We start from the raw sequence: 17,555 nt of genomic DNA on the forward strand, positions 1-17,555 counted from the left end.
AGGTGTAATATGAGAAAGCTTTTAATAGGAGATAAAATAAAATTAACTTCCATAAGGGATGATGATTTGGAGATAATTGAAGAGTGGTTTAACGATGTGGAATTTATGAGATATTACGATATGCTCCCTGCTATTCCTAAAACCTCAAAGGATGTAAAGGAAATGATTGACGGATTTTCAAACACAGATGAAAGATACGTATTTGCAATAAGGGATAAAGAATCAAGTAAAATTATTGGAATAACAGGCTTTGATGAAATAATATGGAGCAGTGGAGTTGCTACAATATTTATTGGGATATGGGATGAAAATTACAGAGGCATTGGAATTGGAAAAGAGGCTATGAGCCTAATTTTAGATTTTGGTTTTAACGAACTTAATTTTCATAGAATCCAGCTTAACGTAATATCATATAACGAAAGAGCCATAAGGCTATATGAAGGCCAGGGGTTCGTAAAAGAGGGCACCTGTAGAGAGTTTATATATAGGGATGGAAAAAGATATGACCTTCATTTCTATGGACTGTTAAGAAGTGAGTGGAGTTGTAGAAGGTTCGGAAATTAATTATTTCCGAACCTTCCAATTTTATCTTTTACGACTTATTAAAAAATTTCAGAAAATATTGACTAACTTATACGTACAAGTTATAATAAATTATGAAGAAACTTGTACGTATAAGTTGAGTTATAGATAATAATTTTATATCCCGGGAAAGTCTAGATGCATAAATGGTTATACTATATATGAAAAAATATAAGGGGGTAGTAAAATGGGCAAATTTTCAAATGACGCCAGACAACTTTTAGAATACGTTGGCGGAAAGGAAAACATTGCCGCGGTATCACATTGTGCAACAAGGATGCGTTTTGTATTGAGGGATACTAAAAAAGCAGATGTAAAGAAGATAGAGGAGATGAAGGTTGTAAAGGGAACCTTTACACAGGCAGGACAGTTTCAGGTGATAATCGGAAATGAAGTATCAACCTTTTATAACGACTTTATGGAAGTGAGTGGAATTGACGGAGTTAGCAAGGAGGAAGTAAAGGCTGCTGCTAAGAACAATATGAATTTTCTTCAGAGGCTTCTGGCTAACCTTGCTGAGATATTTGCACCCCTCATCCCGGCGCTTGTAGTTGGAGGTTTGATATTAGGCTTCCGCAACGTGATAGGTGACATCAAGCTTCTCGAGGGAGGCACCAAAACATTAACACAGGTTTCACAGTTCTGGTCAGGTGTGCATTCATTCCTGTGGCTTATTGGTGAAGCTATATTCTTCTTTCTACCTGTAGGAATTACATGGTCCATCTCAAAGAAGATGGGAACAACTCAGATACTTGGAATTGTACTTGGTATTACATTAGTTTCACCGCAGCTTTTAAACGCTTATGCTGTAGCAGGAGCAAAGGAGATTCCGGTATGGAACTTTGGATTTGCCAAGGTTCAGATGATAGGGTATCAGGCACAGGTTATCCCAGCCATGCTTGCAGGATTTTTACTTGCAATACTTGAAAAAAATGTTCGTAGAATCGTTCCGGAATATATTTCAATGATTTTAGTGCCATTCCTGGCCCTTGTTCCAACGGTGCTTATAGCCCATACAGTTTTAGGGCCAATAGGCTGGAAGATAGGCGCTGCTATATCAAGTGTAGTATACGCAAGCTTAACATCATCAGTTAAATGGTTGTTTGCAGCAGTATTTGGATTCACATATGCACCACTTGTTATAACGGGTCTTCACCACATGACAAATGCTATTGACCTTCAGCTTATGGGACAGTTTGGTGGCACTAACCTCTGGCCAATGATTGCATTATCCAATATTGCACAGGGTTCAGCAGTTTTAGCTATTATTTACTTGCACAGAAAGGACGAAGAGGAAAAGCAGATATCCATTCCAGCAACAATTTCTTGCTATCTTGGTGTAACTGAACCTGCTATGTTCGGTATCAACTTAAAATATGCATATCCGTTCCTTGCAGCTATGATAGGTTCAAGTATTGCTGCAGTGATATCAGTGGGTTCTGGCGTTATGGCAAACTCAATCGGGGTTGGAGGAATTCCCGGTATACTTTCAATTAAACCCCAGAACATGCCAATGTTTGCAGTGGCAATGTTAGTAGCAATTGTTGTTCCATTCATATTAACGATAATCTTTAACAAGAGAAAAGTAGCATTAAACAGCACAGAATGTTAAATTAAATAAAAGGGGAGGGGTTAAACTTCTCCCTTTTTATGTTTAGTTAAGTCATATTATTGAATATATGGAATATCGATACTGCTGATCTACTTAATTTTCGTTATAATTTGTAAAGCTTAAAGGAGTAGATGACATGAAAGATTTTAAAAAGAGCGTAGTTTATCAGATATATCCTAAATCCTTTAACGATTCTAACGGAGACGGTTTTGGAGACTTAAAGGGGGTTACAAATAAGCTTGATTACTTAAAAAAGCTGGGAGTGGATTACATATGGCTAACGCCATTTTACATATCTCCCCAGAGGGATAATGGATATGATGTGGCTGATTACTGCAGCATTGACCCACGATTTGGAACTATGGAAGACTTTGAAGAGATGGTTTCAGAGGCTAATAAACGCGGCATAGATATAATGCTTGATATGGTGTTTAATCACACATCCACAGAACATGAATGGTTTAAAAATGCCCTCAAGGGGGATAAAAAATATAAAGATTATTATATATTCATGGGGCCTAAAGACGGCAGGGAACCAACGAACTGGATATCCAAGTTTGGTGGTTCTGCGTGGGAATATGTAGAGGAGTTTGATGAATATTATCTTCACCTGTTCGATGTCACCCAGGCAGACCTTAACTGGAAGAATCCGGAGGTTAGAAGGAAAGTTTTTGATGTTATAAATTTCTGGATTAAAAAAGGTGTAAAGGGCTTCAGGTTTGACGTTATAAACCTCATTTCAAAACCAGAAAAGTTTGAGGATGATTATGAGGGAGATGGGCGCCGATTCTATACCGATGGGCCCCATATACATGAGTATTTGAAGGAACTCAACAGGGAAACCTTTGGAAGATTTAAAGATATCATTACAGTTGGGGAAATGTCATCAACAACAATAGACAATTGTATAAAGTATTCAAACCCTGATGAAAAGGAGCTTTCTATGGTGTTTAACTTCCACCACTTAAAGGTTGACTATAAAGGTGGAGATAAATGGACCCTTATGGAATTTGACTTCAGGAGGTTGAAGGAAATATTTAATTCCTGGCAGGTTGGAATGCAGAAGGGGGGAGGATGGAGCGCACTGTTCTGGAACAACCATGACCAACCAAGAAGCATATCGCGTTTTGGAGATGATATAAAATACCACAGGGAATCCGGGAAAATGCTTGCAACTACAATACATATGATGAGGGGGACTCCATATATATATCAGGGCGAAGAGATTGGAATGACAAATCCATATTTTGATAAAATTGAGCTTCACAGGGATGTAGAATCCATTAATTACTACAATATACTTAAAGAACAGGGCAAGGATGAAGACGAGATAATCAGGATTTTACAGGCTAAATCAAGGGATAATTCACGCACACCTATGCAATGGGATTCAAGTGAAAATGGAGGTTTTACAACAGGCACTCCGTGGATATCACTGGCCGAAAACTATAAGAAAATCAATGTTGAAGCAGACCTTAAGGATAGGGACTCCATATTTTATCACTATCAAAGGCTTATTAAGCTAAGAAAGGAATACGATATAATTGCTTATGGGGACTATGAGCCGCTGCTTGAAGAGCACGAGGATATATTTGCATATATGAGGAGCTACAATAACGAAAAGCTTCTTGTGGTAAACAATTTCTACGGAAGGGAAACCCTATTTGAACTTCCCTCAAATTTAAACCTTGATGGATACCAATGCAAAATACTTATATCAAATTATAATGATTCACCTGAGGAATTTAAAAAGATTAGGCTAAGGCCATATGAATCCATTGTTTACTACCTTGTAGAAAAAGGGGTATAATGGTAAAATATCTTAGGTGATAAAATATGGCAAGTAAATACATGAAAATCTATAACGAAATAGTGTCAGAAATACAAAATGGAAATATTGAGCCCCGTTCAATGCTTAAATCGGAAAGTGAACTGATGCAGGAGTATAGTGTATCCAGGGATACCGTAAGGAAGGCTTTGAACTTGCTTGAGAGGGATGGATACATTCAAAGGCTTCAGGGCAAGGGCTCAATCGTCCTTGATATAAACAAATTTGACTTTCCTGTTTCAGGGCTTACAAGCTTTAAGGAACTATCTGAAAGGATGGGTGGAAGGACAAGAACATATGTAAAGGAGCTTGCTCTTGTTAAGCCCAATGATTTTCTAATGAAACACCTTAATGTATCTAAGGACGATGAAGTTTGGAAGGTTGTTAGGGTAAGGGAAATAGGTGGTAAGAAAATCATACTGGATAAAGATTATTTTAACAGGAAGTTTGTACCTGCGCTTACCCGGGAAATATGTGAAGACTCAATATATGAATACATTGAAAATAAACTGGGGCTTAAAATTGGATATGCAAAAAAAGTAATAACTGTACAGAAAGCTTCGGAAGAGGATATTAAATATCTTGACTTTGATAAGTTCGACATGATCGTAGTTGTAAAAAACTATGTTTATCTTGAGGATACAACTTTATTCCAGTATACCGAATCAAGGCACAGGCCGGACAAATTCAGGTTTGTGGATTTTGCAAGAAGAAGCAGGTAAAAGTACCAGCACTTGGAGATAGGGAAGATAAGTAGTTTAATCCCATGTGCTAGTACTTTTTTCGTTTCCAAATAACATGGACAATTATATTCCCATTAATTATTTGGAGCCTTAGAACTTCTTTGCTAAGCGTACTGATGAATGAAATATATTTTTTACCGCAGCATCGATCTGTAGGTATTTTCTGATTTTATTCCAATGGGCTTTTCAGAGTAGTACAACGGATTAAATTAATCATTGCATATTTATTATATAAATGTTATACTTGGTTAGTGCCTGTGAGAAAAGTTCTGTTAACCCCATGAGAATAATTCTTATGGGGTTTTTATCTATAGATTTTTCATTTACTAGCCTGGTGATGAAAATATATAAATCTAGAAATACTATTAAAGAGATTAGTTTTTGGAGGAAAGAAGTAGTATGGAAAACAAAAAATTCAGTGAATTAGGCCTTAATGAGAATATACTTAAGGCAATAGATGATATGGGCTTTGAGGAGCCTTCAAAAATTCAGGCAGAGGTCATACCTGTTCTTTTGGAAGGTTATGATGTTATAGGGCAAGCACAAACAGGAACCGGTAAGACGCTCGCCTTTGGAGCCCCTATTTTGAGTAAATTTGAAAGGTCTGAGGGAAAAATATTTGCTATAATACTGACTCCCACAAGGGAGCTGGCTGTTCAGGTAAACGATGAAATTAACCGTATAGCAAAATATACAAGGGTTAAGCTGCTTCCAGTGTATGGAGGACATCCTATTGAAAGGCAAATAAATGCCCTTAGAAAAGGAGTAGACATAATTGTAGGAACACCGGGAAGAGTTTTAGACCTTATAGGAAGAGGTATAATTGACCTGAGCAGCATAAAATTCCTTGTTCTTGATGAAGCAGATGAAATGCTTAATATGGGCTTTATAGATGATATAGAGGAGATAATCAATAACTGCAACAGTGACAGGCAGACCCTTCTATTTTCTGCAACGATGCCGGAGGAAATTAAAAAACTTGCTAAAAGATATATGAAGTCCGATACAAAGCATATATCCATAGTGAAGAACTCCATAACAGTGTCAACCGTAAAGCAGTATTATTATGAAGTTAAACAACAGGATAGATTCGAATCCCTTTGTAGAATACTGGATGTTGATGAGCCGTCTTTAGCTATTATTTTCTGCAAAACCAAAAAGGGAGTAGATGAACTTGTTGAAGCAATGCAGGCAAGAGGATATAACGTTGAAGGAATGCATGGTGATATGAGTCAAAACCAGAGGCTGAATACCCTAAGAAAATTCAGGGAAGGGAACCTTGAATTCTTAGTGGCCACCGATGTTGCAGCAAGGGGTATTGATGTTGAAAACGTGACACATGTAATAAACTATGACCTTCCACAGGATACTGAATCCTATGTTCACAGAATTGGAAGGACAGGAAGGGCAAATAGAGAAGGAGTAGCCTATACCCTTGTTACGCCAAGGGAATACAGGGCTTTAAAACAGATTGAAAGGGAGACAAAGGGAAGGATAAAAAGAAAGGAAATACCAACCATTGACGATATATTCCTTGCAAAGTACAGAAGCATGGTTGGAAGGATAAGAGAAACTCTGGAAGGCGAAAAATATAAGAGATTCGTGCCCCTGGCTGCAGAGCTTGATGAAGAATTCAACCTTGTGGATGTGGCAGCAGCCTTAATGAATATGGTGTATACTAAAGAGATTAGCTACGAGTATACTGAAAATATATTAGGTGGAACTTTGGAATATACAAGATTATTCTTAAACGTAGGACGAGTGGATAAGCTCAATCCAAAGCTGCTAATTCAATTTTTAAACGATAAAGCTCAAGTAGATAAGGATGATATAGGTGATATAGACATTCTTCAAAAGTTTACGTTTATGGATGTAACGGAGAAAGCAGCAAAATCTATATTGAAACACTGCAGGGGAAAAAAACTTATGGGAAGAAAGGTTAATATTGAAATATCAAAGAAAAAGTGACTTAATGAATAAACCCGGATTAGCAATCCGGGTTTTAAATTTAGGAAATTTAAAAAATGGGGGACAGTTCACAAAAGCTTTCTCAACCTGTATATTTTCCAAAAGCTCTGGCAATAATAGAAAAAATCAAGTAGTGTCTTATGTCAAGGGCTGCACGCATTAAAAGCACCGATTTAATTTATTACATCATTGTAAGGAGCAACGGAGGGGAGGGCCTATATTTCAAAGATATTTGGGAAAATTAAACTTGAAGAAATAATGAAAGGAGAAGGTATATGAACGAAGATATGGCTATGAATTTTCCAAAGTCATTTCCTGCCCAGAAGCAGGATAAACAGCCTGGAATTGAGGAAAATATGAACCCCAGGCCTGTATTTGACGACCCAAATTATGTAGCGTCTGATAAACTTTTAGGAAAGGTTGCATTAATTACCGGAGGAGATAGCGGTATAGGAAGAGCTGTGGCAGTTGCCTATGCCAAGGAGGGTGCAGATATAGCAATAGTTTATCTCGATGAGCATAAAGACGCTGAAGAAACAAAAAAGATTGTAGAAAGTGCCGGAAGAAAATGCCTCCTAATTCCTGGAGATATAGGGGATGAAAATTTCTGCAAAGATGCCATACAAAAGGTAATAAATGCATTTGGCAGGATTGATATACTTGTAAACAACGCTGCAGAGCAGCATCCTCAAAACAGCATAGAGGATATTACAGCTCAGCAACTTGAGAGGACATTTAAAACCAATTTTTTTGGTCCATTCTATCTTACAAAGGCAGCTATTCCACATTTAAAGCCAGGAAGCAGTATCATAAATACAACATCGATAACAGCATATAGGGGAGAAAAGCAGCTTATAGACTACTCATGCACAAAAGGAGCTTTAGCTACATTTACACGCTCAATGGCAAAGTCCCTAATAAATATGAATATAAGGGTAAATGCCGTGGCGCCAGGGCCCATATGGACTCCTCTCATACCTTCATCTTTTAGAGAGCAGGATGTTGCAAAGTTTGGAAGTACAAATCCCATGGGAAGGCCAGGTCAGCCCGTAGAGCTTGCAGGAGCATATGTGTTTTTAGCATCGGCTGATTCATCCTACGTAACTGGGCAGACAATTCATGTAAACGGCGGAGCCGAAGTGAACGTGTAAAGAAATTATGAACCGTTCCTTGGTTTGATAAATCTTTTTTCTGATATATAATAAACATATACATATTTAAGGAAGGTGGGCAGCACACATGAATAAAAAGGAACTTGGGGCTTTAAGAAAAGAATTTAAACAGGATACATATAAGCTTCAAATTAAGGAATTATATAGCGTGTATATCAAAAAAGACAGCGGCTCAGTTATACATACTGAATTTCATTATTTTGATCAACTTGATGAGGAAATGAAGGAATTGCATTTGAAAAACTTTAAAAAAGTTTTATCGGGCACCATAGATACAAAGCTTTTTGAGCTGGACTTTGAAAATACAGGTTATGAAAATCATACTCAGAGCATTTTATATAATGCCGTACAAAGTAATGATACGGAGGTCTTTATCCAGGAGACAAATAAAATAATTGAAAAGCTCATTGAGTGTTATAACTACGATACCGATATTGTAGCTACAATGATTAGAGCTGAATATATGATAAATGTAAATAAGAAAGCAGCAGAGTATGATGAAGGAAGAGACGATATCATGAAGGCCTTTGACTTTATGCTTTGTAGCTTAAACAAAATCGATGTTCCAAAGAAGGCCTTAAGATTTGACTTTAGGCATAGGGAATTTAGTGTTAGTTCCGTAAACGATGCCATCATCAATTTAAACTCCCCTGTATTGGGGTTTATGTTCCCTCTATTATCTGGTGGACAGGCTGATGTTAATAAAGTTTTATTCTATAACTCGAAGGTTAAGGAATTAAACAAAACATTTATTGAAGGTGTGTTAAACTGCTCGATAAAGATGGACGCTGAGGCGGAAAGGAATACCTTTACAACAATCCTTCAAACGGCAATTGGTGACACTATAAAGCCTGAGATTATTCAGGAAATCTATGAGAGAATAAACGAAGTGGCAGCATGCTGTGATGAAGAAGAAGGGGAAGTGCCGACGGTGGGGCTTAGGGAAATAAAGTTAATTCTTGAAAATATAGGTGTTGGAAATAGCAATGAGCTTGAAAGGGCATTTGAAACCTATGCGGAGAAAGAATATAATTTTAAAGTACAAAACGTAGTGCCTGATTTTAACTCAAAATCGATTAAAATAGAGAGTGAAAGCGCAAATATTACAGTTACGCCAAAGGATTTAAACACCATAAGACAGATAAAGGATAAGAGAGGAAGGAAATGCCTGCTTATTGAGCTTACAGAGGATATTGTAATAGACGGCTTCAGACTGGAAACAGTGGAAGAAGAGATATAATTTAATAGAAACAAAAGCACCATCTAAACCCATTAATTTGATGGTGCTTTTTGTTTTTTTGTTGTTCTCTTCTTAGTTATATTTTTAACTAATTATATAATAAGAATATTTAATATATAAAAATAATAAATAATAGAAGAAATATTTTTAAAATATTAAAGGGAGGTGTAACTGGCGTTCAAGGTTTGAATGGCCGGGATAGCGTGGGTAAAACATTAATCATTTCACCTGAAAAGTGTACAGGCTGTAGAACCTGCGAAGTGGCTTGTTCATTTAGGAAAACCGACTCCTTTAACCCACAAAATTCAGCAGTTACAGTTTACCAGTATGATGAAGCTGCAATATCCATACCTGTTATGTGTATGCAGTGTGAAGACCCTAAGTGTATGAAGGTTTGTACAACGGGAGCCATCTATAAGGATGAAAATGACACGGTTCTCATCGACAGGAAAAAGTGCATAGGATGCAAGCTGTGTATAATTGCATGTCACTTTGGGAATATAAGCTACAATTATGAGCAGAAAACTTTAGTTAAATGTGATCTCTGCGGAGGAGACCCACAATGTGCAAAACTCTGCCCATCGGGTACAATACAGTTTAAGGAGGCTACTTCAGCACAGCTTAGTAAGAAGAAGGCACTTGCTGAAAAGTTCAAGTCCCTGCTTGAGGAGGTGGAAAAATGATGTTTGGATGGACAGGTAAACTCATTCGAGTTAACTTAACTGATGGAACAGTTAAGACTGAAGATTTGAATCAGGAGGATGCAAAACTCTACCTTGGCGCAAGGGGGCTTGGGACAAAGATATGGATGAACGAAGTAGATCCTAAAGTTGATCCTTTTAGTCCGGAAAATAAGCTCATTTTCATGACGGGACCACTAACAGGGACCATAGGTCCATCTGCAGGAAGATATGAGGTTGTAACAAAGGCACCTCTTACGGGAACGATAGGAGCTTCAAATTCAGGTGGACATTTTGGACCTGAGCTTAAGTTTGCAGGATATGATGGAATTATTTTTGAAGGTAAGTCTGAGACTCCTGTTTATTTGTATATAAATGACGACAAAATTGAACTTAGAAGCGCAGAGCATCTCTGGGGTAAAAAGGTTCCCGAAACAACGGATGAACTTCTATCCGAAACGGATCCGGGGGCAAGAGTTGCGTGCATTGGGCCTGCTGGAGAGAAACTTGTTCTATATGCAACGGTAATGAATGATAAACACAGAGCAGCGGGAAGGTCGGGACTTGGCGCTGTAATGGGTTCAAAAAAATTAAAGGCTGTCGTTGTTAAGGGATCACGTTCCGTTAAAGTAGCAGAACCTAAAAAATTTATTGACGTCTGCATTGATGCAAGAATGAAGATTAAAAATCACCCTGTAACAGGCACAGGACTCCCAACCTATGGAACTCAGGTACTTATAAATGTAATAAATCAATCTGGTGCACTTCCAACCAGAAACTGGAGGGATGGAGGTGTCTTTGAAAATGCCGAAGATATCAGCGGTGAGGCACTGGCTGAGAAATATCTGGTTAAAAATAAAGGATGCTTTGCCTGCTCTATTGGATGTGGTAGAGTTACAAAAATTAAAGATGGAAAATTCAAGGGATTTGGAGAGGGACCTGAGTATGAGGCAGGCTGGGCACTTGGAGCAGACTGTGGGATTAAGGATCTTGCAGCAGTTTCTAAAGCTAACTTCATATCCAACGAATACGGGTTTGACCCGATAACGCTTGGCTCAACTATCGCATGTGCCATGGAGCTTTTTGAAAAAGGTATAATCACTAAGGAAGAAGTAGGAAGGAGTTTGTACTTTGGAGATGCTGAGGCAATAGTGGAACTTGCGGAAAAGGTGGGTACAAGGGAAGGTTTTGGTGATATTCTTGCAGAGGGTTCCTATAGAATGGCAGAGAGGTATGGGCATCCTGAACTTTCAATGTCAGTTAAGAAACAGGAGATGCCTGCATATGATGGCCGCGGAGTTCAAGGAATGGCCCTCGAGTATGCAACATCAAACCGAGGTGGATGCCATGTTAGAGGTTATATGACATCTCCTGAAATACTTGGTGTTCCTGAAAAACTTGATCCATTGGTAACTGAGGATAAGCCTCAATGGCTAAAGATATTCCAGGACCTAACGGCAGTTGTGGACTCTTCAGGAATATGCCTGTTTACTACCTTTGCCCTTGGACTTCCCGAAATTTCATCTATGATTAGAACTGCATTAGGCTGGGATTGTCCGGACGAAGAGATTTTAAGAATCGGCGAAAGGATATGGAATCTGGAGAGGGTATTCAACCTTAAGGCAGGGTTTACAAAGGAAGATGATACGCTTCCTCCAAGGCTTTTAAAGGAAGCACTTCCAGAAGGCCCTGCTAAGGGAAAGGTAGCTGAGCTTGATAAAATGCTTGGCGAATACTACAGGGTAAGAGGATGGGACGAAAATGGAGTTCCGACAGAAGAGAAACTAAAGGAACTGTCAATTAGTTTTTAATGTGGAAACAAATGGCCTTGTTGGGGCTGGCCTCTGTGCCAGCCCGAAGATACTTATGTTTTAAACTCTTCAGGATATCAACAAATGGCGTTATCCAATAATATTAATATTTAGAGGTATTGTTTATGAAAGTAAAATTCTTTGCGTATTTGAGGGATTATACTAAGGCTAAAGAAATTGAATTAGAATACTGCAGTACAGTAGATGAACTTTTACATAGACTCTGCGACAGATATGGCGATGAAATCAGAAGGAAGTTATTTAATGGCAGTGAGCTTAGCAATGAAATAATTATACTGATTAATGGAAGACATATCGCTCACTTGGAGGGAAGAAATACAATTCTTAAGGAAGATGATGTAATATCGATTTTTCCCGTGGTGGCAGGAGGTTAACAATCAATTCTTAATAGAAGGTGATAATAGATTATGTATGCACCTGAAATAAAAGACAATCTTTTTATTGCCAAGAAAATAATTGAAAAATATCCCAGGGAGCAGAGATATAGCCTCGCCGTTCTTCAGGACATTCAAAGGGAGTATAGTTATATACCAAGGGAGTGCCTGAAAATGATTTCAGAACATTTGAGGGTTCCAGTAAGTAAACTTTACAGCATGGCAACGTTTTATAAAGCCTTAAGTTTAGTGCCAAAGGGTGAAAATGTAATAACGGTATGTGATGGAACTGCATGTCATGTCAGATCATCAATGGTTTTAATTGATGAAATTGAAAAATGTTTAAATATAAGGCCGGGGCAGACAACAGAGGATGGAAAGTTTTCACTTCAAACTGTAAACTGCCTTGGATCCTGTGCAATTGCGCCCGTTATGATGGTTAATGATAAATATTATGGTAAAGTTACGCCAAATACGTTAAGGGAGATTCTTAAGAATTATGGGGGCGTCGAAAATGAGTGATGGCTTTAATAGGAAGAGAAGAATTTTAGTGTGCTGCGGAACAGGATGCCTTGCCAATAACAGCATGAATGTATTAAGCGAAATAAAGAAGGAGATTGATAAGGCAGGCGCTGATGTTTCAGTTGAAACGGTTGTAAAGTCTACGGGCTGCAACGGTCTCTGTGAGAAGGGGCCTGTTGTTAAGATTGAGCCTGATGACATATCCTATTTTAGGGTTAAGGTAGAGGATGCAGGGGAAATAGTCGAAAAGACAATATTAAAGGGAGAAGTTATTGACAGGCTTTTATATTTTGATTTTTCACTAAAAAAAAGAGTAAAAACCCATAAGGAGAGTGAATTTTACAGAAGACAGATGAAGCTTGCCCTTAGAAATATAGGCGAAATCGATCCCGTCAGCATAGAAGATTACATAGAAAGAGGAGGATACAGAGCCCTTAAAAAAGCACTCTTTGAAATGAAAAGAAGTGATATAATTCCAGAGGTTATAAAATCCGGCCTTAGAGGCAGGGGAGGGGCAGGTTTTCCAACAGGGATAAAGTGGAAGCAGTGCGATAGTGTTAAAGCCTTTCCAAAGTATGTCATTTGTAATGGAGATGAGGGTGATCCTGGTGCTTTTATGGACAGAAGTATAATGGAGGGTGATCCTCACAGCATAATAGAGGGGATGATCATTGCAGCCTATGCAGTTGGTGCTGAAGAGGGTTTTGCATATATCAGGGACGAGTATTCCCTTGCCATAAAAAACATGTCAAAGGCCATGGAAGAAGCAAGAAAATGCGGATATCTTGGAGAAAATATTTTGGGAAGTGGATTTAGTTTTGATATCCAAATAGTAAGGGGCGGGGGAGCATTTGTATGTGGAGAATCCACAGCCCTTATGGCGTCAATCGAAGGTAAGATTGGTGAGCCAAGGGCAAAATATATTCATTCAACTGAAAAAGGTTTATGGGGACAGCCTACCATATTGAACAACGTAGAAACATGGGTGAATATTCCTCTGATAATAGATAAAGGTGGAGAATGGTACAGCACTGTCGGTACCGAAAGGAGCAAGGGTACAAAGGTATTTTCTTTAGTAGGAAAGGTTAAAAATACAGGGCTTGTGGAGGTGCCTATGGGTACTACCCTCAGGGAGCTTATATTTGACATAGGCGGAGGGATAATAGGAAATAAAAAATTCAAGGCCGTTCAAATTGGAGGTCCTTCAGGGGGATGCATTCCTGAGGAGCTTTTAGACCTTGAAGTTGATTTTGAATCCCTTAAAAAAGCCGACTCCATGATGGGATCCGGAGGAGTAATCGTTATGGATGAAAGGACGTGCATGGTGGATGTGGCAAGGTATTATTTAGGCTTCCTTTCAGAGGAATCCTGCGGTAAATGCGTGCCCTGCAGGGAAGGGATAAAGAGGATGCTTGAAATATTGAACGATATATGTGAGGGAAGGGGAGAAAGGGAGGACATAGACAGGCTTATTGAAATATCGGAAATGGTAAGTGAGGCTTCTCTGTGTGGCCTTGGAAAATCCTCACCTAATCCTGTTATTACAACTATTAAATATTTTAAGGATGAGTATCTTGAGCATATAGTTAATAAAAGATGCTCTGCCGGAGTATGTAAAAATCTTACTGAATTTATTATTGATGAAAATAGATGTACAGGCTGTGATGTATGCAGAAGGAATTGCCCAGGGGGTGCAATATCAGGGGAACTTAAAAAGAGTCATTCCATAAACCAACTAAGGTGCATTAAATGTGGAAACTGCATGGATGTTTGCAGATTCAATGCGATTAAGGTCGGACAGGGGGTGGCATTGTGAAGGTTTTTATAGATGGAAAGCCATGTGAGGCAGAGTATGGAGAATATATTCTTGATGTTGCAAAGAGGAACGGGATACATATACCAACACTGTGCCACAGCGATGCTCTTTCGGGTATAGGAAGCTGCAGACTCTGCATCGTCGAAGTGGTTGAGGGAAGCAGAAGAATGGTTGTTACTTCATGTTTATATCCTATTACAAGGGAAATAGAAGTTTTTACATCTACTGAGAAAATCAAAAAAATGAGAAAAACCATTATTATGCTTCTTTCATCAAGAGTACCACAAAATGATTATATAAAGAGGTTGAGGGAAGAATATGGAGTTAAGCCGACTTCAAGGTTTAAAGGAGATAATAATGAGCAGTGTATTCTCTGCGGTCTGTGCGTTAAGGCCTGTGAGGCCATCGGAACAAACGCCATAGCTGCTGTAAACAGGGGAATAACTAAAAAAATATCTACTCCATATGATGAAGTATCTGAGGACTGCATAGGGTGCGGTGCCTGTGCGCAGGTTTGTCCAACAGGAGCAATAGGGATGTATCAAGAGGAAGGAAAAAGAACTATATGGGGAAGGACATTTGAACTATTAAAATGTGAGCAATGTGGAAAATATTACGCCACCAGGGAACAGCTTAAACATTCAATCGATAAACTTGATGGTAAAAAAGAAATGCTCTGTGATAGATGTAAAAAGAAGGCTGTAGCGGCAAGTTTTAAAACTATATATGAGGATATGAATTTATAATTTTTTATTAACTCAACAATAAAAAAGGCAAACAAACTTAGCGTGTAGATTAAATAGTTATTGGTGTTTGTGGATATTTTTTTCGAAGAGAAACAGTATTGCTGGAAATATATCATAAAGTTAGATATTTAAAAGTGGCTGAATATAAATTCAGCCACTTTTCTTTGAAGATAAATGGAATAGCCATGAATTTAAAATGTTAAAAAACATGATTAATTGTTGAGCAGTTAGCTGAATTGTTTATTTATAAAAAACAAGAAAAATGCAATAAAATAAAATATAATTGCAAAAATGTTATCTTTTAAAAATAAAGCTATTTTAAATTTGTCGAATCTCAAAGAATAAATGTAAAGGTTTAATTGCATAAAAAGTGAGTTATACGTTGAAAAATGTAGAAAAAACGCAATAATTATATATAAAAAATTTAAAAATAATGCTTGCAAGTTATAAAAGAAAGTATTACAATTGATTCTAAATTAAATAATTAAATTACATAACTTGCAAATTGAAGAATTTTATTGCCTTATATTGCATAAGTATAAAATTATATTAATATTAGAATTTATACGGGAGGGGTGGTAAATTGGTTAAGTACATCTTTAAAAGGTTAATTCAATTGATCCCGGTGTTAATAGGCGTTTCCATTGCAGTTTTTTTAATGATCTATTTAATACCAGGAAATGCGGCAGAAATTATAGCCGGGCCTACGGCGACGAAGGAGGAGATTCAAAACATTACAGTCAAGCTTGGTCTTGATAAGCCTGCATACATTCAGTATTTAAAATATATGAGTGGAGTTTTAAAGGGAGATTTAGGGTATTCCTTCCAAACAGGGCAGGCTGTATCGAAGGCCATTGCTGTAAGGTATGTAAATACATTAAGTCTTGCAATATTTAGTGCGCTCATATCTATAATACTGGGTGTTACAACAGGAATTATTGCAGCTGCAAAACGAAATTCATGGTTTGACAGGTTGTGTATGGGTATATCTACCTTTGGGATATCGGCTCCAAGCTTCTGGATTGGACTTTTACTTATAGTGGTGTTTGGCGTAAAGTTAAAGCTATTGCCCATATCAGGCTTTAATGGAAAGATATGGACAGCAGATGGATTTATTCATTTATTAATGCCTGCTATAACTCTTGGGTTTGGTTCGTCAGCAATGATATCAAGAATGACACGTTCATCACTGCTTGAAATAATTCATCAGGATTATATACAAACAGCCAGAGCAAAGGGTGTAAAGGAAAAGATTGTTATATTGAAACATGCACTAAAGAATGCGCTAATACCAATAATCACAATAGTTGGTATAAACTTTGGAGGTCTTTTAGGCGGTGCGGTTGTAGTTGAATCCGTATTCGCAATAAACGGCATTGGAAGGCTTATGGTTCAAGCTATAAGTGCCAGAGATTTCCCGATGATACAGGGGTCGGTACTTATGGTAGCCTTTACATTTGTGATAATAAACCTGATTGTGGATATTTTATATGCAGCTATAGATCCAAGAATTCAATATAACTAAGGAGGGAGCAAGATGGCTGAAAGTATCAGTGCACTAAAAAATGGTGAAGTGGAAATTGAATATAAAAAAAGCAGCCAGATAAAAGAAATCTGGAGAAGGCTAAAAAGAAACAGAACAGCTGTGGTGGGCTTGTTTATAATTTCTTTCATAGCAATAATAGCTTTACTTGCTCCTGTGATATCACCCTATAATCCATATGAACAAAATCTCAATCAAAGGCTCTTAGGTATTGGAGCCAGGGGGCATATACTTGGAACTGACGAATACGGAAGAGATTTACTCAGCAGGCTTATATACGGTGCAAGGCTTTCACTCATAGTTGGATTCTGTTCAGTAGCCTTCGGACTGGTCTTTGGAGTTCTTCTTGGACTGCTTTCGGGATATTATAAAAGGCTTGACGGTATAATAATGCGAATCATAGATATACTACTTGCTTTTCCAGGTGTACTACTGGCTCTTGCAATAGTTTCAATACTTGGAACTGGTATTGTAAATGTTATTATTGCAGTTGGAATATGGTCAATCCCAACCATTGCAAGGGTTGTAAGAGGAACAGTGCTTTATATAAAGGAAATGGATTATGTTACTGCTGCAAAGGCCCTTGGCGAGTCGGACTTTATGATACTTTTTAGGGAAATACTACCAAACTGTATATCCTCAATCGTTGTTTACTCTACAATGAGGCTTGCAACAGCAATTCTTTCTGCAGCTACCCTGAGCTTTTTAGGACTTGGGGCACAGCCTCCTGTAGCTGAATGGGGGGCTATGGCATCAACAGGAAGAAATTTTATATTTCAGGCACCTCATTTAACCCTTCTTCCGGGATTTGCCATAATACTGATAGTTTATGGATTTAACTCCCTGGGAGATGGATTAAGGGATGCACTTGATCCAAACTTGAAAAACGTTTAAATC

General features: G+C 37.9%; 15 protein-coding genes. All 15 read left to right on the forward strand.

Annotated elements, in window-relative coordinates:
• Positions 1 to 9: 9 nt before the first annotated feature.
• The 15 genes from EDD71_RS11410 to EDD71_RS11480 all read left to right on the forward strand — a co-directional run bounded on the left by EDD71_RS11410 (position 10) and on the right by EDD71_RS11480 (position 17,552).
• Positions 10 to 564: a GNAT family N-acetyltransferase gene (locus EDD71_RS11410; RefSeq protein ID WP_133628868.1), complete on the forward strand. Its 555-nt coding sequence runs from the start codon at positions 10 to 12 to the stop codon at positions 562 to 564.
• 205 nt (positions 565 to 769) lie between these two features.
• Positions 770 to 2,194: a PTS system trehalose-specific EIIBC component gene (treP, locus tag EDD71_RS11415; RefSeq protein WP_133628869.1), complete on the forward strand. Its 1,425-nt coding sequence runs from the start codon at positions 770 to 772 to the stop codon at positions 2,192 to 2,194.
• 136 nt (positions 2,195 to 2,330) lie between these two features.
• Positions 2,331 to 4,004, forward strand: coding sequence for an alpha,alpha-phosphotrehalase (treC, locus tag EDD71_RS11420; RefSeq protein WP_133628870.1), 1,674 nt, complete (start codon positions 2,331 to 2,333; stop codon positions 4,002 to 4,004).
• A 26-nt stretch (positions 4,005 to 4,030) separates the two neighbouring features.
• Complete coding sequence (gene treR, locus EDD71_RS11425; protein WP_133628871.1) at positions 4,031 to 4,744, forward strand: trehalose operon repressor; 714 nt, start codon at positions 4,031 to 4,033, stop codon at positions 4,742 to 4,744.
• Between the two features lie 420 nt (positions 4,745 to 5,164).
• Positions 5,165 to 6,733 carry a DEAD/DEAH box helicase gene (locus tag EDD71_RS11430; protein WP_133628872.1) on the forward strand — a complete coding sequence of 523 codons (1,569 nt, stop codon included), beginning with the start codon at positions 5,165 to 5,167 and terminating at the stop codon, positions 6,731 to 6,733.
• Positions 6,734 to 7,008: 275 nt separating this feature from the next.
• Entirely contained in the window at positions 7,009 to 7,884 is an 876-nt protein-coding gene (locus tag EDD71_RS11435) for an SDR family oxidoreductase (protein ID WP_133628873.1), read from the forward strand.
• Positions 7,885 to 7,972: 88 nt separating this feature from the next.
• Positions 7,973 to 9,145: a DUF4317 family protein gene (locus EDD71_RS11440; RefSeq protein ID WP_133628874.1), complete on the forward strand. Its 1,173-nt coding sequence runs from the start codon at positions 7,973 to 7,975 to the stop codon at positions 9,143 to 9,145.
• Positions 9,146 to 9,348: 203 nt separating this feature from the next.
• Positions 9,349 to 9,828 carry a 4Fe-4S dicluster domain-containing protein gene (locus tag EDD71_RS11445; RefSeq protein ID WP_133628875.1) on the forward strand — a complete coding sequence of 160 codons (480 nt, stop codon included), beginning with the start codon at positions 9,349 to 9,351 and terminating at the stop codon, positions 9,826 to 9,828.
• Positions 9,828 to 11,636, forward strand: coding sequence for an aldehyde ferredoxin oxidoreductase family protein (locus EDD71_RS11450; RefSeq protein WP_207669342.1), 1,809 nt, complete (start codon positions 9,828 to 9,830; stop codon positions 11,634 to 11,636). Before EDD71_RS11445 ends, EDD71_RS11450 begins: the two co-directional genes overlap by 1 nt.
• Before the next feature lie 125 nt (positions 11,637 to 11,761).
• The gene (locus EDD71_RS11455; RefSeq protein ID WP_133628877.1) at positions 11,762 to 12,031 is read left to right on the forward strand and encodes a ubiquitin-like small modifier protein 1; all 270 of its coding nucleotides are present in this window, start codon (positions 11,762 to 11,764) and stop codon (positions 12,029 to 12,031) included.
• A gap of 33 nt (positions 12,032 to 12,064) precedes the next feature.
• On the forward strand, positions 12,065 to 12,553 hold the full coding sequence (nuoE, locus tag EDD71_RS11460; RefSeq protein ID WP_133628878.1) for an NADH-quinone oxidoreductase subunit NuoE: 489 nt from the start codon (positions 12,065 to 12,067) through the stop codon (positions 12,551 to 12,553).
• Positions 12,546 to 14,369 carry an NADH-quinone oxidoreductase subunit NuoF gene (locus EDD71_RS11465; RefSeq protein ID WP_133628879.1) on the forward strand — a complete coding sequence of 608 codons (1,824 nt, stop codon included), beginning with the start codon at positions 12,546 to 12,548 and terminating at the stop codon, positions 14,367 to 14,369. The genes nuoE and EDD71_RS11465 overlap by 8 nt, the downstream gene beginning before the upstream one ends.
• The gene (locus EDD71_RS11470) at positions 14,366 to 15,115 is read left to right on the forward strand and encodes a 4Fe-4S dicluster domain-containing protein (protein WP_133628880.1); all 750 of its coding nucleotides are present in this window, start codon (positions 14,366 to 14,368) and stop codon (positions 15,113 to 15,115) included. The genes EDD71_RS11465 and EDD71_RS11470 overlap by 4 nt, the downstream gene beginning before the upstream one ends.
• Before the next feature lie 583 nt (positions 15,116 to 15,698).
• Positions 15,699 to 16,640 (forward strand): ABC transporter permease, encoded by a 942-nt coding sequence (locus EDD71_RS11475; RefSeq protein WP_133628881.1) that lies wholly within the window; start codon positions 15,699 to 15,701, stop codon positions 16,638 to 16,640.
• Positions 16,641 to 16,652: 12 nt separating this feature from the next.
• A complete protein-coding gene (locus EDD71_RS11480; RefSeq protein WP_133628882.1) occupies positions 16,653 to 17,552 on the forward strand; it encodes an ABC transporter permease in 900 nt (299 codons plus the stop codon).
• The last annotated feature ends 3 nt before the right edge of the window (positions 17,553 to 17,555 follow it).

This window comes from Fonticella tunisiensis (assembly GCF_004364155.1).
In the GTDB taxonomy this organism is placed as follows: domain Bacteria; phylum Bacillota; class Clostridia; order Clostridiales; family Caloramatoraceae; genus Fonticella; species Fonticella tunisiensis.

Coding starts and splice junctions, on each gene's coding strand:
- EDD71_RS11435 (WP_133628873.1), top strand. CDS start 7,009: ATGAACGAAGATATGGCTATGAATTTTCCAAAGTCATTTCCTGCCCAG.
- EDD71_RS11410 (WP_133628868.1), top strand. CDS start 10: ATGAGAAAGCTTTTAATAGGAGATAAAATAAAATTAACTTCCATAAGG.
- EDD71_RS11450 (WP_207669342.1), top strand. CDS start 9,828: ATGTTTGGATGGACAGGTAAACTCATTCGAGTTAACTTAACTGATGGA.
- EDD71_RS11480 (WP_133628882.1), top strand. CDS start 16,653: ATGGCTGAAAGTATCAGTGCACTAAAAAATGGTGAAGTGGAAATTGAA.
- treR (WP_133628871.1), top strand. CDS start 4,031: ATGGCAAGTAAATACATGAAAATCTATAACGAAATAGTGTCAGAAATA.
- EDD71_RS11430 (WP_133628872.1), top strand. CDS start 5,165: ATGGAAAACAAAAAATTCAGTGAATTAGGCCTTAATGAGAATATACTT.
- EDD71_RS11465 (WP_133628879.1), top strand. CDS start 12,546: ATGAGTGATGGCTTTAATAGGAAGAGAAGAATTTTAGTGTGCTGCGGA.
- treP (WP_133628869.1), top strand. CDS start 770: ATGGGCAAATTTTCAAATGACGCCAGACAACTTTTAGAATACGTTGGC.
- treC (WP_133628870.1), top strand. CDS start 2,331: ATGAAAGATTTTAAAAAGAGCGTAGTTTATCAGATATATCCTAAATCC.
- EDD71_RS11440 (WP_133628874.1), top strand. CDS start 7,973: ATGAATAAAAAGGAACTTGGGGCTTTAAGAAAAGAATTTAAACAGGAT.
- nuoE (WP_133628878.1), top strand. CDS start 12,065: ATGTATGCACCTGAAATAAAAGACAATCTTTTTATTGCCAAGAAAATA.
- EDD71_RS11455 (WP_133628877.1), top strand. CDS start 11,762: ATGAAAGTAAAATTCTTTGCGTATTTGAGGGATTATACTAAGGCTAAA.